The organism is Aquimarina latercula DSM 2041, assembly GCF_000430645.1.
GTDB classification, from domain to species: domain Bacteria; phylum Bacteroidota; class Bacteroidia; order Flavobacteriales; family Flavobacteriaceae; genus Aquimarina; species Aquimarina latercula.
Genome location: NZ_KE387185.1, coordinates 225,836 through 250,255, shown reverse-complemented (window position 1 = coordinate 250,255; position 24,420 = coordinate 225,836). Strand labels below are relative to the sequence as shown.

The window sequence follows — 24,420 nt, the reverse complement described above, 5'->3', positions numbered from 1 at the left end:
TTTTAGACAGCTAAAAACTTCTTTTAAGAGAATATTCACACCTTATAATAAGACTATTCACTTTTAAATAACGTTTTAATATAAAATTTGGCATTTTTATCCGCAAGGAGAATATGTATATTTGCGTATCTAACACAACTGTCGATATTAGATTGATGTATGGCTAAAAAGAAAAAAGAACCAAAAAGAATTACTAAGAAGCTATTAAACAAGTATCGATTGGTAATTCTTAATGAAGATACTTTCGAAGAACGAATATCATTTAAGCTGACCAGGCTTAACGTATTTGTATTGTTAATGATTACTTCTATTGTTTTGGTTTCTTGTACAACTATTTTGATAGCGTTTACACCACTGAGAGAATATATTCCTGGATATTCTTCGACCTCTCTTAATCAAAAAGCAACTAGATTGGTTTCTACGGCAGATTCATTAGAAACTGTATTAGCAGTTAATCAGGAATATTATAATTCTATTAAAAAAGTACTTAACGGAGATGTTAAAACTGTTGAGTTTGATATAGATTCTGCTGTACAGTCTCAAAAATTAAATCCAGATGAGGTTGATTTAAACCCATCCGAACAGGATATAAAACTTAGAGAAGAGGTATCTAGAGAAGATAAATATAGTTTGTTTGAGAGTGAAAAATCAAGTACTGATTTTTCGCTTTTTCCTCCTGTTAAAGGAAGTATTACATCTAAGTATAATGTTAATGAGAAACATTATGCCATTGATATTGCTGTACCAAAAGACACTCCAATTAAAGCTGCGGCAGCTGGAACTGTAATTTTTGCAGAATGGACTTCAGAAACAGGTCACGTGATTATATTGGAGCATGGAAACAGTCTTCTTACGGTTTATAAGCATAATGCTTCTTTAACCAAACAGCAAGGCGAGTTGGTAAAGTCAGGAGAAGTAATTGCAACCGCTGGATCTACGGGAGAACTTTCTACAGGTCCGCATTTGCATTTTGAATTATGGAGAGATGGATATCCGACAGATCCATCAAAGTTTATTGATTTTGAATAATAAGATACAATGTCTATTAAATCATTAGGGGCAAAGATTTTTGCAAAGCGCATTCGCAAAAAGATAAATAAATGGGCAAAGAATCCCGTAACTACACAAAAACGTGTTTTCGATAATTTGATAAGTTCAGCGAGTAATACTGCTTTTGGTAAAGACCATGATTTTGGTAGTATAAGAACTCATAATGATTTTATTAAAAAAGTACCTGTTCGGGATTATGAGCAGCTACGTTCGTATGTTGATCGAGTTGTAAAGGGAGAAAAGGACGTATTATGGCCGGGAAAACCGATATACTTTGCTAAAACTTCTGGAACCACTAGTGGAGTAAAGTATATTCCCTTAACACCGGATTCTATGCCAACTCACATTAGAGCGGCAAGGAATGCAATTCTATGTTATGTAGCAGAAAGTAAGAATGCGGCTTTTGTTGATGGAAAAATGATATTTCTACAAGGAAGTCCGGAACTTGTAGAAAAAAACGGAATTAATTTAGGTCGACTTTCGGGTATTGTTGCGCATTATGTTCCCAAATATCTTCAGAAAAATAGATTACCGAGTTGGGAAACGAATTGTATTGATGATTGGGAAACTAAGGTAGATGCTATTGTAGAGGAAACGGTTAATGAAAACATGACTATTATTAGCGGAATTCCTCCTTGGGTACAAATGTATTTTGAAAAACTTAAAAAGAAGACCGATAAACCAATTGGAGAGCTTTTTAAAAATTTCGAATTATTTATATACGGAGGTGTAAATTTTGAACCATATAAGGCTACTTTCGAAAAACTAATAGGAAGAAAAGTTCCCAGTATTGAGCTATATCCTGCTTCTGAAGGTTTTTTTGCTTTTCAGGATACACAAAATGAAAAAGGAATGCTTTTGCAGTTGGATTCTGGGATGTTTTATGAATTTATAAAAGCTGATGAGTTTTTTCAAGAAAACCCCAAGCGATTAACAATCGGCGAAGTTGAAGTTGGAGTAAATTATGTAATGCTTATTTCTTCTAATGCAGGTCTATGGGCTTATAATATTGGAGATACGGTTATGTTTACAGGGACTTCACCATACAGATTAGTGGTTTCTGGTAGAATCAAACACTTTATCTCTGCTTTTGGAGAACATGTAATTGGTAAAGAGGTAGAACAAGCAATTAAAGAAGCAACAGAAATAACAGGTACTATAATTAAAGAATTTACAGTAGCACCACAGATTAATCCAGAAGACTCAGAATTACCATATCACGAATGGTTTATAGAGTTTCAGGAAAATCCCCAAAACCTAGATGATTTTGCTATTGAGATTGACAATTCTTTGAGAAAACAAAATACGTATTATGATGATCTTATCGTTGGTAATGTATTGAGAACTTTAAAAGTTAGGTCGGTTCCAAGAGATGGTTTTAATTTATATATGAAATCTATTGGTAAACTGGGAGGACAAAATAAGTTACCAAGGCTTTCTAATGATAGAAAGATTGTAGATTCCTTAGGAATCAGTATAGGTAAATAAGTTATATATTTGTTAGGAAAAATTTATGACAAGTCAAAAATTAAAAGGAAGAACAAGAGCACAGGAAAGTTCCAGCGCAATAGAACGCATGTATATTACAATGCGACATTTATTCAATAGAGGTTTTTATAAACCGATGGGAGTTTCCGGTGATACTTTAAGAGAAGGATTGCTTACGCTTCGACCAGAAATTTATGGTTCTGTTGCTGAGGAAAAAGTAGAATTAGATGGTTTGTTGTATGTAATTGATCGTTTACCAATTGGTATTGAAGAGTGTAGATATATAAATCTTACTAGTGAAGAAGGTTATAAAAACTCTCATTTTAAAGCGATTGTCCCTCCAAAAAGAAGAAGAAACTGCTACAGGATTGATGAAGAGCAGATGAATATAGAGATCACTCGAGGTAGATCCGAGATATATGATATTCTTACCCACTTAACGTTTTTATTTGTAGAATCTCATAAGATAATGAATCGAGTGGTGATTAATGAAGAAGGAAATGTTACAAGGGATTGGGATAAATTAGAAAAAGCTGTTTCTTCTAAAAAAGAACTTACCAAGGCGCAAAGAGAAGTTGCACTTACACATACAGCAAATATTTTAGGAAGAACTTTCCAGGAGGTGACTTCTATTTACAATAGCTTTTCTTGCCCTGAAAATAAAGAGCGATTTCTTCATATAATATACTGGTTAGGTAAGTTAGCTATTGACGAATCTGTAAATGAAAATAAAAGGATTGTTACTTTTAGTCCAGTTCTAAGAGAACGGTTGGGGCATCATATTCATGGAGAAAGATGGGCAAATAGTATCAAAAACAAGTTAGAAGAGCTAGACCTGTTGGATAGACCGATACATGTTATAAGTGCCAATATGCATAGTGTAATGAACACAATGTATGCACCAATTGCCTTAAAAACGGAATTAAAGAATAAGACTACTTTTGATATTTATGAGTTGCTAAGTGAAGATAAGAGTGACAAGTTAAGAGCTAAGGTGGAAAAATTGGCTTTACAGAAAGGGATGACTTACATAGAAGATCAAAGCGGAACTAATATAAATGTTCAGATTTTTGATAGCGCTAATTATACGGGTGACACCTATGCTTCTTTTATAAAAGATGTTAAGAAAGAAGATAAACCAGTTATTATAGTAATGGATTATGCGTTTGGAGAGCAAGCGTATGAAACGATGGATGAACTTTTGAAACCTTATGTTAAACCTGATGGAGTAAAATATTTGAATGTCAAATCTGTTTCCCTAATGGGAAAAGCGGGTATTTTAGAAGGAGGAAAAGGTGATATTATGATACCGTCCGCTCACGTTTTTGAAGGTACTGCTGATAACTACCCTTTTGATAATGGATTAAAGAAGGGAGATTTAGAAGGTCAAGGTATTGATATATATGAAGGAGCAATGATAACTGTATTAGGAACATCGTTGCAAAACAGAGATATATTAAAGTTTTTTCATGATTCTACTTGGAATGTTATAGGGTTAGAAATGGAAGGAGCTCATTATCAAAAAGCCATTCAATCTGCTTCTAAGTTAAGAGGAAGCATAAGTTCTGATGTAAAAGTGAATTATGCTTATTACGCTTCTGATAATCCATTAGAAACAGGAAGTACATTAGCATCAGGAGGATTAGGGACTACAGGAGTAAAACCTACATATTTGATTACCGAAAAGATTTTAGAGCAAATATTTAAAGAAGGATAAGAATAATGACCCAGGAAAAAACAAATAATATAGAAATAGATCTAGGACAGTTTTTTAGGTCTCTCGTAAAAGGCTTGAAGGGGTTGTTAAAACTTTTGATAAAAGCTCTATTATTTTACAAGAAAAAATGGGTTTTGTTTTCAATTTTATTCATTTTGGGAGCTATTGGCGGCTATTTTATTGAGAAGGCTTTAGTTTTAAACAAGAGACATAAACAAGAAATTATTTTAGCTCCAAAATATAGTACTATTCCTTACATATATGATTTTGTTGAAAATTTACATATTAAATTTAAAGATAGACTTTTCCTAAAGGAAATAGATTTAGATTCATCTGATATAAAGGATCTTAAAAAGATAGTTATAGAGCCAATAATTGAATCAAAAGATGTTTTGGATAAACTACAAATCATTTATACGGGTCAAAATTATTTTAATAAATTTATGGACGGATATGAAGATGAGGTTTTAAAAAGTGAGAAGTATAAAAGTTTTTTTAAAAACCATAAATTGACCTTAGTATTTAAAAATGAGAATAAGAATAATGCTAAAATTTCTAAACAGTTATTAAGTTTTATAAGTGCTAATCAATATTACGCTAAAGAACTTTCTTTGATTCAAAAACAGACAAAATCCGATTTAGAAAAAAATAAAAACACATTGGTTTTTATTGAAGAATATTTAAATAAATTAAACAAAAACCCAATTGCTCAAACTAACGAAATGATAGTTGTTGGAGATGAATCAAAAATACCTACAATAGCTTCTTTAATAGATAAAAAAGCATCTTTATTAGAAACAATTAATGACCAAGAAAAAATTTTGGAATTAGATACTCAGTTGGTAGATGTTGTAGATTACGGAAATGTAGTAAGGGATCCTGTGGCAATACATAAGCGATTAATCTTTCTATTACCAATATTACTTTGTGTTCTTGTATCCTTTATTTTTTTAATAAAGAACTCTTCTAGAAAATTAGAAAATTTCATTAACAATTAGGTTTATGTTTAAAAGTGTGCTAGTAACCGGAGGAGCAGGGTTTATAGGTTCAAATTTTTTGAATTACCTATCGACCTTTTCAGACATCAAGATTGTTAATCTAGATAGGCTTACATATGCTGCCAACTTAGAAAATATTAAAATCCAGAAGGACTTCGATTATACTTTTGTAAAAGGAGATATCTGTGATGCTCAATTTGTACAAAAGGTTTTTGAAGAGCATAAAATTAATAGTGTAGTTCATTTTGCGGCAGAATCTCATGTGGATAATTCTATAACAAATCCAGGAGCTTTTATAGATACTAATATTGTTGGGACTTTTAATTTGCTTCAAGCTGCGTATAAAAATTGGATGGACGCTCCTAATGTTTTTAAAATGGGAATGGAAAATGCTAGATTTCTCCATGTTTCTACGGATGAGGTTTATGGAACTTTAGGAAAAACAGGATTGTTTACTGAAGAAACTTCATATGCTCCTAATAGTCCCTATAGCGCATCTAAAGCTTCTTCTGATATGTTGGTTAGAAGTTATTTTCACACATACGGTTTACCAGTTGTTACTACAAATTGTTCCAATAATTATGGACCCAGACAACATAATGAGAAGCTAATTCCAACGATTATAAGAAAAGCAATTTCCCAAGAAAGTATTCCTATTTATGGTGATGGCAAGAATATACGTGATTGGTTGTATGTTTTGGATCATTGTAAAGGAATTAATTTGGTTTTAGAAAAAGGTAAACTGGGTGAAACCTATAATATAGGGGGAAAAAATGAACGAGAGAATATATATATTGCTAAGACAATATGTAAAATTCTTGATAAGATTAAACCATTAGAAAGTCAGAAATCTTATTCAGACCTGATTACTTATGTAAAAGATAGACCAGGTCATGATTTTAGATATGCAATTGATGCTTCTAAAATTGAAAATGAATTGGGGTGGTGTGCAGAAGAGAATTTCGAATCAGGAATTGAAAAAACAATACACTGGTATTTAGAGAAGTACAATTTGTAATTGTCATTCCAGCGTAGGCTGGAATCTATAAATTTTAAAAATGAAAGGAATCGTATTAGCAGGAGGATCAGGAACGCGTTTACACCCATTAACTTTGGCGATTAGTAAGCAATTAATGCCTGTATATGATAAACCTATGATTTATTATCCACTTTCTACATTAATGTCCGCAGGTATAAGAGAAATACTGATAATATCTACTCCATTAGATTTACCGTTATTTAAGAAACTGTTAGGTGATGGTAAGAAATATGGATGTGTTTTCGAATATGCCGTTCAGGAAGAACCAAATGGATTAGCAGAAGCTTTTGTTATTGGCGAAAAATTTATTGGAGATGATAAAGTAGCATTAATTTTAGGAGATAATATTTTTTATGGTTCGGGTTTGGAAGAATTATTAGAGAGTAATAATGATCCCGATGGCGGAATCATATATGCATATCACGTACAGGACCCCGAACGATATGGAGTAGTAGATTTTGATGATAAAGGGAATGCTATTTCTATTGAGGAAAAACCAAGTAATCCTAAATCAAACTATGCTGTTCCTGGAATTTATTTTTATGATAATGAAGTGGTTCAAATAGCCAAAAATATTAAACCGAGTGATCGGGGAGAATTGGAAATAACGGACATTAATAATGCTTATTTAGAGAAAGGTAAGTTGAAGGTCAGTATTTTGGACAAAGGAACCGCTTGGCTAGATACTGGAACTTTTAATTCTCTTATGCAAGCTTCTCAATTTGTTCAGGTAATAGAAGAGCGACAAGGTTTAAAAATAGGGGCGATTGAAGAAATAGCCTATAAAAAAGAGTTTATAACTAAGAATGAACTTGAAAAGTTAGCAAAACCACTTATTAAAAGCGGGTATGGTAAATATTTATTGCAATTAGATTAAATATGGAAATTGAAAAAACGCCTCTAGAAGGTTGTTTTATAATAAAGCCAAGAATATTCGAAGACGAAAGGGGTTCTTTTTTCGAAAGTTTTAATTTGGAAAAGTTTAAAGAAATGACAAAACTAGAAATAGATTTTGTGCAAGATAATCAGTCAATTTCTTCAAAAGGAGTGTTAAGGGGATTACATTTTCAAAAAGGTAAATATGCGCAAGCAAAATTGGTAAGGGTTACAAAAGGTAGTGTGCTAGATGTTGCTGTAGACCTAAGACCCGATTCTAAAACTTTTGGAGAATACTTTTCGATTGAACTGAATGATCAAAATAATTATCAACTATTTGTTCCAAGAGGTTTTGCTCACGGTTTTATAGTATTAAGTGATGAAGCGATTTTTAATTATAAATGCGATAATTATTATAATAAAGAAGCTGAATCGGGTATAATTTTTAACGATGCTTATTTAGGAATTGATTGGAAATTAGAATCATCAGAAATTTTATTATCAGAGAAAGATAATATTTTACCTAATTTTAATGACTTAAATAAATAACACAAAGTTCTTTTTATTTTTAGAAAACAAAGTACCTTTGGGGCACTTTTAAAAAGATCAATAGTAACCGATTATGAGTAATAAAGAAAAGACTTCTGAAGAAATTGACCTTGGTCAATTATTTAAACTAATAGGTGATGGGTTCAATAATTTATTTCGATTTATAACTAATATTTTTAAAGGAATATTCCATACAATTGTTTTATTTCTTCAATTTATTCGAATTCATTTTTTGAAGTTTGTTATTGCCGGGGTAATTGGAGTTGCTATAGGATGGTATTGGGATTCGGTTTCAGAACCTATTTATAGATCTTCTATGATTGTTGAACCAAACTTTGACAGTTCTCAACAGCTATATAATAATATTGAGTTTTACAATGAATTGGCAAGGGAAGGAGCTTATAAAACGTTGGCAGCTTCTTTAAAAATATCTGATAAAGAAGCAGAAAGCATAACTAAAATTAAAATAGAATCATTTTCTGATGATAATCAAAAATTAAAACAGTTTAGTGACTTTGTTTCTACGTTAGATTCGATATCAAGAGCAAGTTTGAGTTATGAAGAATATTTAAAGAATTTTAATAACATCAATTCTAGGTTCCATAAGATTGAGTTAAAATCAAAGAATCCTAAAGTTGCTAAAAAATGTCAAAACGCGATAGTTCGTTCTATTGAAAATAATGATTATTTCAATATTCAAAAACAAACTAATGAATTAAATCTCAGAATTAGTGATTCAGTAACAAGAAAACAATTAGTTGAGCTAGATTCCCTTAAATTATTTTATCAAAACCTGAAATTACTAGAGCTTAAAAAACCCGAAAACCCAGCTGGAACGAATATAAATTTGAGTTCTGAAAATCAAAACTTAGATAGGTCGGAAATCACCTTGCTAAAAGAAGTTAAACAACTTAATGCAGAAATTATTAAGTTGAATGAAAGAAAAGCGGATTCAGGTAATATCATTAATGTAATTTCTGATTTTCCTGATAAAGGAGGGTTAGTAAATGATTTCTTTTTAAAGAAAAAGGTGTTATTGCCAATCAGCTTAGTTTTCTTGACTTTTTTATTTCTTATACTTCTATTAATTAATAAATATTTAAAAAACTATAATAGTGGTAATGATTAGAAGGTTTACTTAATTAGACATTGCTAAACTAAATAGAATGAGTTTTTAAAATGAGCCCTAAGGAAGAAAATATAAGAGTTCTCGTAACAGGTGGAGATGGTCAGTTGGGAAAATGTATAAAAGTATTAGAAAAGGATTATCCTACTTTGAACTTGTCTTTTACTAGTTCAAAAGATTTAGATATTACCAATAAAAAAAACATTGCTGAATTTTTCAAGAATAATTCCTTTGATTATGTAATTAATTGTGCTGCATGTACTAATGTCGAACAAGCGGAAAAAGAACCTGAAAAGGCTTTTTTAGTAAATGCTGAAGGAGTTAAGAATTTAGCTGAAACCTGTAAGAAACATTATATTACCTTAATCCACATTTCAACAGATTATGTTTTTGATGGTCATAAGAATACTCCATATGCCGAAGAAGATGTGCCTAATCCTATCAATGAATATGGTAAATCTAAATTACTAGGAGAGCAGTATGTTGAAGAAATTTTAGAGGAGTATTTGATCATCAGAACTTCTTGGTTATATTCGGAATATGGCAAGAATTTTTATAAAACGATCCTTGAAAAGTCAAAGACTCAAAACCATTTTACGATTACAACAGGTGAAATAGGTACCCCAACTAATGCCAACGATCTTGCTAAGTTTTTGCTAGAAATAATAGAATCTCGAAGTGAAAATTATGGAATTTATCATTTTAGTAATCTTGGTAAAGCTACCTGGTATGATTTTGCAAAAGAAATAGCTAAGAATCTAGGAAAACTGAATGTAATAAAGATAAAAAAAACAGATAATTACCCTACTTTTGCACAAAGACCAAAATATAGTGTTTTGGATAAAAGAAAAAGTTGTGAATCTTTTGGCATAAGTATTAAACACTGGAAAGATTCATTAGAAAAATTATTTTCATGATTAAAAATCTAATTGTTTTTGGAACAAGACCGGAGGCCATTAAAATGGCACCGTTAGTAAAAGAATTTCAGAAACATTTGAATACTTTTGAAACTAAAGTTTGTATTACTGCTCAGCATCGAGAAATGTTAGATCAGGTATTAGAGTTTTTTGAGATCACTCCTGACTATGATATGGATTTAATGAAGCATAATCAAAATTTATACAACCTTACGTCTGATATAATCAATGGACTAAAACCAATATTAGAAGAATTCAAGCCCGATTATGTGTGTGTTCATGGGGATACTACAACTACTATGGCATCTAGTATAGCTGCATTTTATTCTGGAGCAAAAGTGTGTCATGTAGAAGCGGGGCTTAGGACGTTTAATATGAAATCTCCATTTCCAGAAGAAATGAATAGATGTGTGACAGGAGTAGTTTCGAACATTCATTTTTCGCCTACAGAGACTTCCAGACAGAATTTGATAAATGAAAATAAATCTATTGACTCCATATTAGTAACAGGCAATACTGTAATTGATGCTTTACAATTTAGTGTAGATAAAGTTAATATTGATGGATTTAAGGATAAAGAAATTGAACTGCTTAAAAAAACTTTGAATCCTAGTAAAAGATTAATTCTTGTTACTGGACACAGAAGAGAAAATCATGGTCAAGGGTTTATAAATATTTGTGAAGCTTTAAAACAAATTGCAATTAATAATCCAGATACTCAAATCATTTATCCTGTACATTTAAATCCAAAAGTTCAAAAACCAGTTTATGAACTTTTGGGAGAGGTTGAAAATATTGATTTAATTTCTCCGTTGTCATATCCTGCTTTTGTGTGGTTGATGAATAAATCATATTTGATAATTACAGATAGTGGGGGTGTTCAGGAAGAGGCACCCAGCTTAGGTAAACCAGTTTTAGTTATGAGAAATACCACTGAAAGACCGGAAGCTGTAGATGCTGGAACAGTTATTCTTGTAGGTACTGATAAAGAAAAAATAATCTCTGAAGCTGAAAAATTATTACATGATGAAAACTCCTATGGAAGTATGAGTAAGCTCCATAACCCTTATGGAGATGGGAAAGCTTGTCAAAGAATAATAGAATATATTTTAAAACATTAAGAATGAATAATAAACCTAACGTGGTAATGGTTGGTTTAGGATACATAGGACTCCCTACAGCCGCTTTAATAGCCCAAAATAAGACGTATGTTCATGGGGTTGATATTAACCCTAAAGTTGTAGAAACGATAAACGCAGGAAAGATCCATATTGTCGAGCCGGAGTTGGATCAAGCTGTTGCAAATGCTGTAAAAGAGAATTATTTAAGAGCTTCTGTATTACCTGTTGAAGCGGATACTTATATAATTGTTGTTCCTACGCCATTCAAAGGAAAAAATGAACCCGATATTTCTTTTGTAGAGTCAGCCACTACAGCAATAATTTCTTTATTGAAAGAAGATGATCTGTATATTATAGAATCTACTTCTCCTGTGGGGACTACTGAGAAGATGATGGAATTAATCTATTCTGAAAGACCAGATTTAAAGGGAAAATTAAATATTGCCTATTGCCCGGAACGCGTTTTGCCGGGTAATGTTATGTATGAACTAGTGCATAATGATAGAGTTATTGGAGGGATAGATGAAAAATCAACTGCAAAGGCAGTATCTTTTTATCGTCAATTTATAAAAGGAGATCTACATAAAACAAATGCTAGAACTGCAGAAATGTGTAAGCTGGTAGAAAACTCTTCTAGAGATGTACAAATTGCTTTTGCAAATGAACTCTCTCTTATTTGTGACAAAGCAAATATCAATGTTTGGGAATTGATAGACCTAGCAAATAAACACCCAAGAGTCAATATTTTACAACCTGGATGTGGTGTTGGAGGCCACTGTATAGCAGTGGACCCTTATTTTATTGTAGCCGATTACCCAATGGAATCACAAATTATTGGTAAAGCCAGAGAAATTAATAATTATAAATCTTTTTGGTGTGCAGAGAAGGTTCAAAATGTAAAACTTGAGTTTGAAATCAAAAACGGGAGAAAGCCAAGTATTGCTATTATGGGACTTGCTTTTAAGCCCAATATTGATGACTTAAGAGAATCTCCAGCAAAATATATTGCACAAAAAGTGCTACAAAATGCTAATAATGAAGAGTACTATATTGTGGAACCAAATATAGAAACACATACAGTGTTTAAACTTACTGATTATAAAGAAGCAGCTAACAAAGCAGATATTGTTGTTTATTTGGTGGCGCACAAAGAATTTAAAAGTTTAGAACTATCAAAAGATAAAGTTGTATTGGATTTCTGTGGAGTTTTAAAATAATAATAAAACCGATTATTAAAAACACCTTTGGACAAATTGAGGTTTGTTTTTTCTGATTTTTCACATGTAATGTTAAGCAATTTTTATAAAAAGAGGAAAGAACAAATTTTATAAAAGACTGAATCATAAATGCAAAGACTTCTTGGATCTTTACTCCGTTTTTTCGTGGAAAAAAATGGCATTCTTAAATGGAGCCTATTTTTCTCTTTAATATTGGCTGTAACAAATATTAATTGTCAAGGAAAGATAGAGTACCCAGAGATTTCTAGTAATGTTTTGTTAAGAAGAGTTGAAGCCAAGGATCCTGATAAACTTATAAGTTATGCAAATACAATACTAGAAAACTATATTAATCTTAATGGAGGTTGGAGTTCAGTTAAATATGAAGATGAAATAGATTGGAATATAGATCCTTACAATAACCCTTCTTGGAAAAATTATTTTTATAGTTTACGTATGCTTGCAGTACTTTCGAAGGCCTATGAAATAAATCCTCGAAATGAATATTTGGAGAAAGGAAAACAAATTCTTCACTCGTGGAATTCGAACTATGATGATGATAAATTATTGACAAACAACTATATATATGTTTGGGGAGACCACGCGGTTGCAAATAGAGTTGTAAACCTAGTTCATTTTTATGCCGTTTTGAAATCTTCTGGATTATTAGATCAGAAGATTAAAAAGATAATAACCAATCATTTAATGGAATATGGTAAATGGTTAGCAGATCATAAAAATTATACAGGAGGAAACCATGCGGTAATGATGGATAGATCATTATTGTATCTTAGTTATATTTTTACCAATAATTCATTGTCCAAATCTTGGAAAGAAATTTCTTTAAGAAGATTTAATAAGATAATAGAAGAAGAAGTGACAAATGAGGGTGTATGTGTTGAAAATTCACCTCAGTACCACCCATTTATGATGGATTTATTGAGCGATTTCATTTCGATCATTAAAAATTTTGGAGATAACCCACCCAAAGAATACGTTAATTTATTCAATAAAATGAAATCCTACTTGGTTTACGTTTTAAAACCTAATCAAGTTTATCCCTTTCAAGGAGACACTTACCCAATAAATGAGCCACTCATTTATTCCAAGAGATATGAAGATCCAAGGTTTGACTTTATTGAAAGCAAAGGTGTTAATGGAACAAAACCGAAGAGTGCAGATGTAATATTCAAAGAAGCTGGTTATGCAATTTTTAGAGATGAGTGGAAAACTGATAAAAACTTTGACAAGGCGACCTATATAAATTTTATCGGAGGAGTGCCATCAAGAATTCATAAACATTCGGATAATCTTTCATTCTCGCTTTTTTCAAATAAAGAAGATTTGCTTATTGATCCTGGAAGTTGGGGCTATGCAAAAAATGATACTGTTAGCTACTTAAAAAGTACACTTGCACATAATACTTTTACAGTTAATGGGACTAATTATCAACATTTTCCTTTGAAGAGCTGTCGTATTTTGAGCTCAAAATTAGAGAAGGACTATGCTGTTGTAAATGCCGTCTTTGTTCCCAATCCTTTTCAAGAATTTCACAGATCTCTTATTTATATTAAACCGAATATTATTATACTGAATGATAATGTTTTTTCTAACAAACCAATTCATTCTGTTTCGCAGATATTTAATTTGGGATCGAATTTAAGGACTCTTGAAAAAGGGAAAGATAAAAAAAGTATAGAAGCTTTTTTTGAAAGTAGTACTTTAAGGATAAACCAAAAGGTTGATAATTCGTATGTAATTAATGAGTACACTGGTACTGGCGAAATAAGAGGAACCTACGCCTTAAGGGCGGAACGAACAAAGAAAGGAAATCAAATCGATTTTTTTACGAAATACGACAACCCTGTATATTACCACAATAATATTAGCACGATTGAAGTAAATAATGAAAATGACGATAATGTTTCTATAGTTGAGCTTGAAAATGATTCTACAAAGCTAAGGGTGATATGGAAAGACCCCGAAAATAATCACAAAGAAATATTAGTTGACAAAATTGATTTTAAAAAAGAAGTTTTTAAACGACACTTGGAAAAAGCAATTACATTTCAAATTAGTAACCAAAAAAAAATAGATGGTTTTAGTCTCAATTCATTTTCTATACTTAAATGGACTGAAAATGAATACGCATTAATTTTTAAGCTAGATAAAAATACCACGGAAGAACAGCTAAAGAAATTTACTATAGGTGTAAGAGGTTATGCCTATGAAGAAGATAAGGCGTTTCTTTCTACTTACGCCAGGCAAACCAAGAAAAACTTTGACGCCTGGAATATCAAAGAAAATGAAATTATTAGAACTCCCTATGGAAACTATATAAGTATAAATATAAACACGAACCTTAAGAAGTTAGAGAAATTAAAGATCTATTTATTTGATCGATCTGGTTATAAGAGAGAATTATGGAACTACGAATTAGATGATTTTTATGTTGATCAAAGCCTTAGAGGTGCTAATCTAAAGCAAAAAGGGATTAAAGTTTCAGATTCTACAAAAACCTTAAACGATAAATTCATAATTGAGGAAGCAATCGTAAGTAGGGAAAAAAAAGGCGAAATCATTTTTTTCTTCAGATTGAACAATGAAGTTACAGAGGAGATAATTCAATCATATAAACTTGGCTTTCATACCTATGTTAATCAGGAAGACAAAGAAATGCTAATGGGGTATTCTAAGTCAAAAAAGAGAGATTATGATGCGTGGGACTTCTTCCCTCAAATTACTGAAATTAATGGACATAAATATATAATTAAAAAGATAAAAACTCCTATAACAGAATTTCCAAAAATAAAGCTTTTTCTTTATAACCGAACTAGTTATGAAGGCGTTATAGGAAACAATGTAGAATTTAATAATATTACCATAAAATGAGTCAAAAAATATTGATTACCGGAGGAGCCGGATTTATTGGCTCACATGTAGTGAGAAGGTTTGTTCTTCAATATCCAGCATACCAAATTTTTAATTTGGATGCTCTTACATACGCAGGAAATTTAGAGAATTTAAAGGATATTGAGGCCCATAATAACTATTCCTTTATCAAAGGAGATATTGCAGACGAAAAGTTCATTAATGAGCTTTTTGAGAAGCAGAAGTTTGATGGTGTAATCCACCTAGCCGCCGAAAGTCACGTAGATCGTTCTATTACTGATCCGCTGGCATTTGCTAAAACCAATATTTTAGGAACTATGGTGTTGCTAAATGCCTTTAAAAACATTTGGCAAAGTAAGTGGCAAAGTAAACGCTTTTATCATATAAGTACGGATGAGGTGTATGGGGCACTAGGAGAAACAGGGCTTTTTACTGAAACCACGTCTTACGATCCTAATTCTCCCTATTCAGCATCAAAAGCAAGTTCAGACCATTTCGTAAGAGCATATGGTGAAACTTATGGATTACCTTATGTGATTAGTAATTGCTCTAATAATTATGGACCTAATCATTTCCCAGAAAAACTCATCCCTCTTTTTATTAATAATATTATTAATAAAAAACCTTTACCGGTCTATGGTGATGGTAACTATACCCGTGATTGGTTATATGTTAAGGATCATGCAGTCGTTATCGATTTATTGTATCACAAAGGAGGAAATGGACAAACGTACAATATTGGAGGTTTTAACGAATGGAAAAACATTGATTTGGTGAAGTTGCTATGCAAATTAATGGATAAATGTCTAGGTCAACCTGAAAACACATCACAACAATTGATTACTTTTGTAAAAGACCGCCCAGGACATGATCTCCGTTATGCAATAGATGCTTCAAAAATCAATAAAGAATTAGGTTGGGAACCATCGGTTACCTTTGAGCAAGGTTTATCCAAAACGATTGACTGGTATCTTGAAAATACAGAATGGCTTGATCATGTAACTTCTGGAGATTATCAAAAGTATTACGAACAGCAATATAATTAGCATGAAAAATATATTGAAAATCGTTTTTTTTATTGCTATTGGGATACTTTGCTCATGTAGTAATGATGATGAAAACAATACTAATGTAATCAAAATTGGAGATGAACATCAAGGAGGAATCGTTTATTATATCTTTAAAGAAGAAGATAAAGGTTTTATAGCCGGAGAAACGCACGGGTTGATTGCCTCTTACGAAGAAATAAGTGCAGCTGATGATGAATACTTTTGGTGGTACTGTTTTGAGGATGTAAGTAACCCATTTTCTCCTATTCCATCATATGATAATTTAGAATTGATAGGTGCTACTGGAGAAGATATTGGTGATGGAAAAGAAAACACATTAAAAATTATAAATTATTGTAGTAATACAGGAGGTGTTTTAACAATGGCTTATATCTGCGATAATTATCAAATTGATTATGATGGAGTAATTTACGATGATTGGTTTTTACCAAGCAGATTTGAAGTAGCTGTAATGGTAGCAATTGATGAGGACCCCAATAATAATGCCCTAGGTTTAAAACATGGCGATGGGTATCCTTCGTCAACAGAGTTAAACGCGGTATCTTATTATGCTGTGCAAAGATGGGTTGATCAATGTGGAGAATCTTTTTTTGATGCTTGTGCTCATCCTAGACTTTATGAGGAATTTAAAGGCTCTTGGGCAAGTTGGGTTAGACCAATACGTTATTTTTAACTAAAGCTCTTTAAAACAATTTTATAAAATGAGTACATTATTAGTTTCAAACTGAGCAAAAGTTTTATTGGTGAATCTCATCTGACAACTAAAAAGAATATATAATAAATGAAAGGAATCATATTAGCAGGAGGATCGGGAACTCGTTTACATCCTCTTACCAAAGTTGTTTCTAAACAACTTTTACCAATTTATGACAAACCGATGATATATTATCCACTATCGATATTAATGCTATCGGGTATCAAAGAGATTTTAATTATTTCTACACCACATGATTTGCCTAATTTTAGAAAGTTATTTGGAGATGGAAGTCACTTGGGAATACATATTTCATATGCAGAACAACCTTCTCCGGATGGTTTGGCACAAGCGTTTATAATAGGAGAGCAATTTATTGGTAATGATGATGTTTGTCTGGTTCTTGGAGATAATATTTTTTATGGAGCTGGATTACAAAAATTATTACTACAATCTGTCCAAGAGGTTAAAGAACAAAACAAAGCTGTTGTATTTGGGTATTATGTAGAGGATCCCGAGCGATACGGTGTGGCAGAATTTGATAAGCAAGGTAATGTTTTAAACATCGAGGAAAAACCCGAAAGTCCTAAGTCAAATTATGCAATTGTAGGATTGTATTACTATCCCAATTCTGTTGTAAATGTTGCAAAACAGGTAAAACCTTCTGCCAGAGGAGAGTTAGAAATTACTACTGTAAATCAAACATATTTGGATCAAAACAATTTAAAACTTCAAGTAATGAGTAGAGGGTACGCCTGGTTAGATACAGGAACTCATGAAGCTTTAACAGAGGCTACTGAATTTGTAAAAGCTGTAGAAAAAAGAACAAGTTTAAAAATAGCATGTATCGAGGAAATTGCCTTAAAACTTAATTGGATTGGTAAAGAACAGGTGCTTGCAAGAATCAAAAATCTAAAAGGAGATTATTTTGATTATATAAAAAGAATATTGAACCATGATTAATGTTACTAAGCCATTTTTACCTCCGTTAGAGGAGTATAATAATTATGTAAATGATATTTGGGGAAGAAACTGGCTTACAAATAATGGGCCTTTGGTAAACAAATTAGAGTCAGCACTTAAGGATTATCTGGAATTAGAAAATCTTTTGTTTGTGACCAATGGAACAATTGCTTTACAATTGGCGATTAAAGCATTAGATTTAAAAGGGGAAATTATTACAACCCCCTTCTCTTATGTAGCTACTACTTCTAGTATTGTATGGGAATCATGTAAACCAATATTTGTTGATATTATTCCCGATACTTATAATATCGATCCAGGTAAAATTGAGAGGGCCATTACGCCGAATACATCGGCTATATTAGCTACTCATGTGTTTGGTAACCCTTGTGATATTGAAGCAATTGAAGAAGTAGCGAAACGAAATGATTTAAAAGTTATTTATGACGCTGCACATTGCTTCGGAACAAAGTATAAAGGGAAATCTGTTTTTGAATATGGGGATATAAGCGTCACGAGTTTTCATGCAACAAAGCTATTTCATACTACAGAAGGAGGAGCAATTATGACAAGGTCTAAAGATCTAAATAAAAAGCTGACATATCTTAGAAACTTTGGACATGACGGCCCAGAAAAGTTTAATGGAGTCGGAATTAATGCAAAAAACTCAGAGTTTCATGCAGCAATGGGTTTATGTAACCTAAACTATGTTGATGATATATTAAGAAGTAGAAAAGAACAAAGTGAATACTATGACAAAGTTCTTAGTGGATTGGGGTATAAAAAAATGACTTTAGAAAAAGACAGTGATTTCAATTATGCCTATTATCCGCTACTATTTCCAAATGAAGAGCTTTTATTAGAGTGTATTAAGGCTTTGAATAAAAACCTTATTTACCCTAGAAGATATTTTTATCCTTCTCTCAATAAACTGGAATATGTAGATAAAATAAAATTATCAAGATCCGAAGATATATCAGAAAGAATTTTGTGCCTTCCTCTATATTATGAATTAACTAAAGATGAAATCGATATGATCGGAGATATTATATGCAGTATTAAATAATACAATTACAATGTACAATAAAGCTTTAGTAATATCAGATAATCCGCATATGGCAATTTCTTTTAAAGAAATATCAGATGAGTTGGATTTACCCGTTTCACTTTCATTTTCAATTAGCCCCTTTTCAAATCCAGATGACTTTCAGCAATTAGATGAAATAATGGTCTTTGATTTGAAAAAACATGAGGACGTTGACACAATCATGTCTACTTTTGATTTGGTTTTTTCAATTCATTGCAAACAGTTTTTCCCAGAGCATTTAGTTAGTGGTGTAAAGTGTATTAATGTTCATCCTGGATTTAATCCACATAATAGAGGATGGTACCCGCAGGTTTTTTCAATTATAGAAAATAATATTCTAGGAGCAACAATTCATGAAATTGATAATGAATTGGATAATGGTAATATAATAGCAAGAAAGCAAGTAGAGTTATTTGACTATGACACATCTTTAACGGCCTATAATAAGGTTTTAGAAGCAGAAAAAGAACTGCTTCTTCAGAATTTGCCTAATATTGTGAATAACAATTATGACACTATTAAACCAGAAATTAAGGGAGAACTAAAATTAAAAAAAGATTTTAATAATTTGTTAGAAATTGATTTAAACAAAAAAGTCACTTATAGAGAAGTCATTAATCATTTAAGGGCGTTAAATCATGGAGAGTATTTAAATGCATATTATATGGGAGATAATGGCAAAAAAGTATATTTAAAGTTAGACTTATTTACCAAAGAAGAAGATAATGAATAACCTTCATATAATTAATGATGAGAAGTTTGTAGATGATTTAATAGATAATTATGAAAAAGCATATCCAAACAAGAATCGCTATATAATTGTATTATTTAATGCAAATCAAGAAGTTCGTTTTGTAAAACAAAAAAATAAAGTGGAATTGGTGTATTATAAACTACTCATTTCACATATCAAAAATACAGGCGATCAAAAACAGGCTTTCTTTATACATGGTTTAGATAGGATTAAATTAAAGCTTTTACAAAGTTTTAGAAATTATGAAAAAATAATAGTTCATTTTTGGGGGGCTGATATTTATTTATTACCAAAATTTAAAGGAAAATTACTACTGCCTCACACTCAGAAAGTATTTGATCGAATTACATCATTTTTTTATAGGTTAAAAGAAAATTACAGAGGATACTATTACCATTATAAATATAAAAAGCTACTAAAAAAAGTTGCATTTTATTCTACAGTAATTCCCACTGAGAAAAAATATATTGAAGGTTATTTACCAAATGCGAGATATGTACATTTTAATTATGTAGATATCGAAACCCTAAGGCTGAAAAACTTCAAAGTAAATAATGAAGCAACGGATATTCTTATAGGAAACTCTAGTTCTTTTACATCAAATCATATCGAAGTATTCAATGAGATTGAAAAAATAAAAACCTTTGATCCAGTAAAGAAAATTGTACCTATTAATTATGGTAATAATACATATGCAAAGGAACTTACAGACTATTTAGAGAACAATAATCTTAGAAATTATGTTCCGCTTACGGAGTTTCTTCCTCCAGAGGAATATGTGAAAATTCTATCCAATTGTTCAATAGCCATTATGAATCACCAAAGGCAACAAGCAGTAGGAAATATAATAATTTGTTTATGGCTTGGGATGCGAGTCTTTTTAAGCGAAAACAACCCAGTTTTTAATTATTTTAAAAACAAAGGTATAGCTGTTTTCTCAATAGAAAGTGAGTTCGAAGAAGGTTTCGAATTTAAGGGCCTAAAACAGGAAGAGATAAAGACTAATATTGATTTTTTGAGCTCTATTTACTCTAAAACAATGACAATTGAACATATTAATAAGATCGTTAAATTAGTTCATGAGTGAAATAAAAAAAAAGGTAATCAGTGGTGCTAAATGGTCTACTCTAGCCATGGTTATCGTGACAATTATTAATACGACGAAAATTTTTGTATTAACCCGTTATTTGTCTAAAGAGGAGTTTGGTGTTTTTGCAATTATTTTATTTGTGTTAGGGTTTACTGAACTCTTTACAGATATGGGAATTACTACGGCCATTCTTCATAAGCAGAACATTACCAAAAGGCAATACGGGACGCTATATTGGTTTAATTTTGGAATTTCAATCGGATCTTATCTTATTTTGTTAGCAATTACTCCAATGTTATCAATATTTTATGAAATACCAGAATTGTATTGGTTATTGCCGCTTGCAGGTGTGAACCTTTTGTTTTTGATAGCAGGTAAACAACATAAGACCATTTTTCAAAAAGAGCTACAGTTTAAGTTGATAGGAATCGTAGAGATAACAGCCGCCTTAATGTCTTTTATTTTCATGATTACACTGTTACAATATAGAGTAGGAATTGAGGTTATCATATTCACTGCTTTAGTACAATCAATACTATTAAGCTGTGCGTTTTTGTATAAAGGATTAAAATCCTATCCTATTCTTCGAGTATTTAAGCTGAAGGAAGTAAAGGACATGTTGACTATTGGTGGATTTCAGTTAGGAAGTCAAGTGTTGAATTATTTTGGAAGAGACTTTGACATTATGATCTTAGGTAAATTAGTTGGGGTAGAGATTTTGGGAGGTTATAGCTTAGCGAAACAGCTGATAAAAAAACCACAATTTATTTTGAGTTCTATTATAATGCGAATTAGTAACGCTTTGTTTCCTAGGTTTCAAAATGAAAAAGAAAAGCTGAATACTTCCTTTTTATATCTCATTGAATTTGCTACTTTGATTTTTACTTTTGTGTTTTTTTATTCCTTTGTAATGTCAGAAGAATTAATGGTATTATTCTATGGAGCAAAATATATTTTGGATAGCCCTTATTTAAAATGGTTTAGTATATTAATCCTTATTCGCAGTATATTATCATTAAATTATAGTTTGGTAGTGGCAAAAGGAAAAACCAATTACGATTTTTATTGGAATTTAGCTAATGCATTAGTTACCATTATTGTGGTATATGCAATAGCCAAAAATGTATCTGTTATTTGGGTAATTAAGGGGATGTGTATCCTATCTGGGTTAATGTTGATATTAGGGTGGTTTTTCTTTGTAAAAAGGATGTCTAGTGTATCTTTTTTCATATATTTTCAAATACTGTTTAAGAATATAGCAGTAGGTTCAATTGCTTCCGGAATACTGATTTTTTTAAGAGAACGACTGGTTATAGAACATTTGATTTTAGAGTTAATTGTAAACTTATTTATTTTTGTTGTTTTTTTTGGTCTTTTTCAATGGGTGGTAAACGGAAGAATGATAAAGACTTTATCAAAAAAACTTAGTTCTGAATAAATAGGCTATTACTAGTCTAAGAGAAAGTAAAAATTTTATTATTATTTCAATTGCAATACATAACACTAAATTATAATGGGAAACATCATTTTCTTTGTTTTATTGGGGGTTTTTTTATTTGCAGGATTGATATATGTCCGTTCTAACCGTTTAGAAAACTTCATCGGGTTATTAGTTCTTCTTCCTATTTCACCTTCTTTCCCATTGTTACATACTAGATTTCAATTTACTGTATATTATTCATTTTTAGTGTTTCCGATAATTTTCTATTTGTTAAGACTTATTCAAAAATTACGGATTAATCAATGGACATTTTATTTTTCTCTAATTCTAGTTGTTTTTATTTTAAGTTATCTGCTAATAAACCCTTTATTGAACCCTGATGGTTTTGAATTTATAAATGTTTTAAAAGATCTGAAACCATTAATTTCTATTAGCATTGGGTTTGTACTTATAGATATTTTTAAGAATAATAAACTATCCTGGGATTCGCAATTTGCTAAAAAATTATTAAAAATAAATTTTTTTGTTATTCTGTCCTTATTTATTCTTTTAAGTAAAACAGGCCTGTTAAGTATGCTTACAGACGATCCTCACTATAAAAATTCTGAGGAAATAAGATATATAAGTTTAGGAACCTTTTACTGTATTTTTTTCTTTATTTCAAAAATTTCCAGAAAACAAAAGCTAAGTCTTTTTGAATTACTATATGTTTTTGTTCCTGTTTTTTTGTCTGGTAATCGAACTTTTTTAATCGCAATTGTGGCAATCCTAGTTACTAATCTTTTACTTTCGATAAATGATATTAAGGCTTTTTTGAGAAAAATACTATTATTTGGAATAGGTGGTGTAGGATTTATTATATTGATGCTCTATTCTAATGAAGTACTAAGAAAACGGGTACTTACGTTATTTGACGTTAACTTATTGATGCAGCAATTAAAAACAAGACGATTTTCACCTTTTTTTGAAAAAATAAGTAGTTTTGAATGGTATCACTATTTATTAGGGAAAGGTATAGGAGCTACTTTTTTTATTCCTTGGTTCGTTTATCGAGAGAATATCAAGAATTATAATGTATACATGGATAATATCTATTTAACCCTATACATGAAATATGGATTGTTTTGTGTACTTATTTTACTTATGTTATATTTAATTATTTATAAAACTATTAAAAACAAAAGACACAGACTTTTCGTAATTCAATATTTTTTAATAATGGGACTTACTACCTCCTATATGTACCAAATAAGTTTTTTATTTATATTGATTTTATTGACAGCCTTCGAAAACAGCAAAGAAGAAATTAAAAAGATAACCTAGGTCGGTCCGAGTCTTCATCTAATGATAATGATTGTCCAACTAATAGTCCAATTAAAAAACAGATAAATACAATACCATTATGTCTGTTCCAGATGCATTCTGTAAATGAAATTATTGCAATTAAAATTATAAACTGTACACCTAAATAGTTTTTAGTTTTAAGGAATAAATAACCATAGTAGAATAGTAAATAAAGGAAAAAAAGCAGCCCGATTATTCCTAATCCAACATAAAATTCAATGTATTGATTATGACTATTATAATTTTCCTTAAGGGGTTTTGTTAATCCATTTTCTTTATAAGAAGCATTTAAAGAAGGTTGAATATCTCCAACTCCATTTCCGATTAGTAAATTATCATTGGCATTAATAGCGGCTGTCCATAAATTTAATTTGTGTTGTCCGTCATTTACTGTATATCCGGTATAATAAGTGAATCCAAATATATGCTGAAAACGATATTTGGTGATAGACATATTAGACCCTATAATGAATAAAAGAACATGAAAAACAATAATAACAAATATTCCCTTCATAATTTGTCGTTTTTCATATATAAATCTAATTGAGAAAAACAGAAAAATTAGATAGAGTGTTACAATACTTACTCGAGACGCAAGTTGAAGAATAAATGAAGAAAAATATCCAATTAATAATAAATACAATATTTTGTGTATTATGCTTTTCAAATTCTTAAAATTCTCAAGTATGATAGTAATTGCAAACAAAATATATATTGAGTAATAGGTCGTATGAAGATCCAAAGTATTACCCAGTGCACCATAGGAATAATTTAAGTTAAAAAAGTGTCTTAATGAAGGTTCGTTATTCGAGATAAACCTAATTATCGTAACAGTATGTGAATAAAGGCAAGCTGCTAGAACAACAAAAGGAAAGAATCGCAGAATTTTATGAATTGTAAGCCTTCTAATTTTTAATAATGAGAACATTATTGGGAAAACAGCTAAGGGAATAACATGTTGAATTCTACCAAGCCCTGTTTTTAAAC

At 30.9% G+C, this 24,420-nt stretch carries 21 protein-coding genes; 20 read left to right on the top strand and 1 reads right to left on the bottom strand.

Annotated features, from left to right (window positions below; all coding sequences use genetic code 11):
* Positions 1-159 precede the first annotated feature (159 nt).
* The 20 genes from H526_RS0119090 (at position 160) to H526_RS0118995 (ending at position 23,412) form a co-directional block, all read left to right on the top strand.
* A complete protein-coding gene (locus H526_RS0119090) occupies positions 160-1,029 on the top strand; it encodes a M23 family metallopeptidase (protein ID WP_027394482.1) in 870 nt (289 codons plus the stop codon).
* A 9-nt stretch (positions 1,030-1,038) separates the two neighbouring features.
* Positions 1,039-2,538: a GH3 auxin-responsive promoter family protein gene (locus tag H526_RS0119085; protein ID WP_027394481.1), complete on the top strand. Its 1,500-nt coding sequence runs from the start codon at positions 1,039-1,041 to the stop codon at positions 2,536-2,538.
* A gap of 25 nt (positions 2,539-2,563) precedes the next feature.
* The gene (locus H526_RS0119080; protein WP_027394480.1) at positions 2,564-4,255 is read left to right on the top strand and encodes a DUF6909 family protein; all 1,692 of its coding nucleotides are present in this window, start codon (positions 2,564-2,566) and stop codon (positions 4,253-4,255) included.
* Positions 4,256-4,260: 5 nt separating this feature from the next.
* A complete protein-coding gene (locus H526_RS0119075; protein WP_027394479.1) occupies positions 4,261-5,253 on the top strand; it encodes a hypothetical protein in 993 nt (330 codons plus the stop codon).
* A 4-nt stretch (positions 5,254-5,257) separates the two neighbouring features.
* Positions 5,258-6,271: a dTDP-glucose 4,6-dehydratase gene (gene rfbB, locus H526_RS0119070; protein ID WP_027394478.1), complete on the top strand. Its 1,014-nt coding sequence runs from the start codon at positions 5,258-5,260 to the stop codon at positions 6,269-6,271.
* 40 nt (positions 6,272-6,311) lie between these two features.
* Positions 6,312-7,169 carry a glucose-1-phosphate thymidylyltransferase RfbA gene (gene rfbA / locus H526_RS0119065; protein ID WP_027394477.1) on the top strand — a complete coding sequence of 286 codons (858 nt, stop codon included), beginning with the start codon at positions 6,312-6,314 and terminating at the stop codon, positions 7,167-7,169.
* Between the two features lie 2 nt (positions 7,170-7,171).
* Positions 7,172-7,717: a dTDP-4-dehydrorhamnose 3,5-epimerase gene (rfbC, locus tag H526_RS0119060; protein WP_027394476.1), complete on the top strand. Its 546-nt coding sequence runs from the start codon at positions 7,172-7,174 to the stop codon at positions 7,715-7,717.
* Between the two features lie 73 nt (positions 7,718-7,790).
* Positions 7,791-8,846, top strand: a complete 1,056-nt coding sequence (locus H526_RS0119055; protein WP_027394475.1) for a GumC domain-containing protein — start codon at positions 7,791-7,793, stop codon at positions 8,844-8,846.
* A 50-nt stretch (positions 8,847-8,896) separates the two neighbouring features.
* Positions 8,897-9,760 (top strand): dTDP-4-dehydrorhamnose reductase, encoded by an 864-nt coding sequence (gene rfbD, locus H526_RS0119050; RefSeq protein ID WP_211237849.1) that lies wholly within the window; start codon positions 8,897-8,899, stop codon positions 9,758-9,760.
* Positions 9,757-10,881, top strand: a complete 1,125-nt coding sequence (wecB, locus tag H526_RS0119045; RefSeq protein WP_027394473.1) for a non-hydrolyzing UDP-N-acetylglucosamine 2-epimerase — start codon at positions 9,757-9,759, stop codon at positions 10,879-10,881. The genes rfbD and wecB overlap by 4 nt, the downstream gene beginning before the upstream one ends.
* Before the next feature lie 2 nt (positions 10,882-10,883).
* The gene (wecC, locus tag H526_RS0119040; RefSeq protein WP_027394472.1) at positions 10,884-12,098 is read left to right on the top strand and encodes a UDP-N-acetyl-D-mannosamine dehydrogenase; all 1,215 of its coding nucleotides are present in this window, start codon (positions 10,884-10,886) and stop codon (positions 12,096-12,098) included.
* A gap of 129 nt (positions 12,099-12,227) precedes the next feature.
* Positions 12,228-14,990: a heparinase II/III family protein gene (locus H526_RS0119035; protein WP_027394471.1), complete on the top strand. Its 2,763-nt coding sequence runs from the start codon at positions 12,228-12,230 to the stop codon at positions 14,988-14,990.
* Complete coding sequence (rfbB, locus tag H526_RS0119030) at positions 14,987-16,036, top strand: dTDP-glucose 4,6-dehydratase (RefSeq protein WP_027394470.1); 1,050 nt, start codon at positions 14,987-14,989, stop codon at positions 16,034-16,036. The genes H526_RS0119035 and rfbB (H526_RS0119030) overlap by 4 nt, the downstream gene beginning before the upstream one ends.
* A gap of 1 nt (position 16,037) precedes the next feature.
* Complete coding sequence (locus tag H526_RS0119025; RefSeq protein ID WP_027394469.1) at positions 16,038-16,733, top strand: hypothetical protein; 696 nt, start codon at positions 16,038-16,040, stop codon at positions 16,731-16,733.
* 108 nt (positions 16,734-16,841) lie between these two features.
* Entirely contained in the window at positions 16,842-17,717 is an 876-nt protein-coding gene (gene rfbA, locus H526_RS0119020) for a glucose-1-phosphate thymidylyltransferase RfbA (RefSeq protein WP_027394468.1), read from the top strand.
* A complete protein-coding gene (locus tag H526_RS0119015) occupies positions 17,710-18,783 on the top strand; it encodes a DegT/DnrJ/EryC1/StrS family aminotransferase (RefSeq protein ID WP_027394467.1) in 1,074 nt (357 codons plus the stop codon). Before rfbA (H526_RS0119020) ends, H526_RS0119015 begins: the two co-directional genes overlap by 8 nt.
* 10 nt (positions 18,784-18,793) lie before the next feature.
* Positions 18,794-19,537, top strand: a complete 744-nt coding sequence (locus tag H526_RS0119010) for a dTDP-4-amino-4,6-dideoxyglucose formyltransferase (protein WP_035086059.1) — start codon at positions 18,794-18,796, stop codon at positions 19,535-19,537.
* Positions 19,530-20,645, top strand: coding sequence for a TDP-N-acetylfucosamine:lipid II N-acetylfucosaminyltransferase family protein (locus H526_RS0119005; RefSeq protein WP_027394465.1), 1,116 nt, complete (start codon positions 19,530-19,532; stop codon positions 20,643-20,645). Before H526_RS0119010 ends, H526_RS0119005 begins: the two co-directional genes overlap by 8 nt.
* Entirely contained in the window at positions 20,638-22,086 is a 1,449-nt protein-coding gene (locus H526_RS0119000) for an MOP flippase family protein (RefSeq protein ID WP_027394464.1), read from the top strand. The genes H526_RS0119005 and H526_RS0119000 overlap by 8 nt, the downstream gene beginning before the upstream one ends.
* A 75-nt stretch (positions 22,087-22,161) precedes the next feature.
* Positions 22,162-23,412 carry a DUF6369 family protein gene (locus tag H526_RS0118995; RefSeq protein ID WP_027394463.1) on the top strand — a complete coding sequence of 417 codons (1,251 nt, stop codon included), beginning with the start codon at positions 22,162-22,164 and terminating at the stop codon, positions 23,410-23,412.
* On the opposite strand, the gene H526_RS32120 is transcribed toward H526_RS0118995, so the two are convergent.
* Positions 23,396-24,361: an O-antigen ligase family protein gene (locus tag H526_RS32120; protein WP_245591235.1), complete on the bottom strand. Its 966-nt coding sequence runs from the start codon at positions 24,359-24,361 to the stop codon at positions 23,396-23,398. The genes H526_RS0118995 and H526_RS32120 overlap by 17 nt on opposite strands.
* Positions 24,362-24,420: the final 59 nt, after the last annotated feature.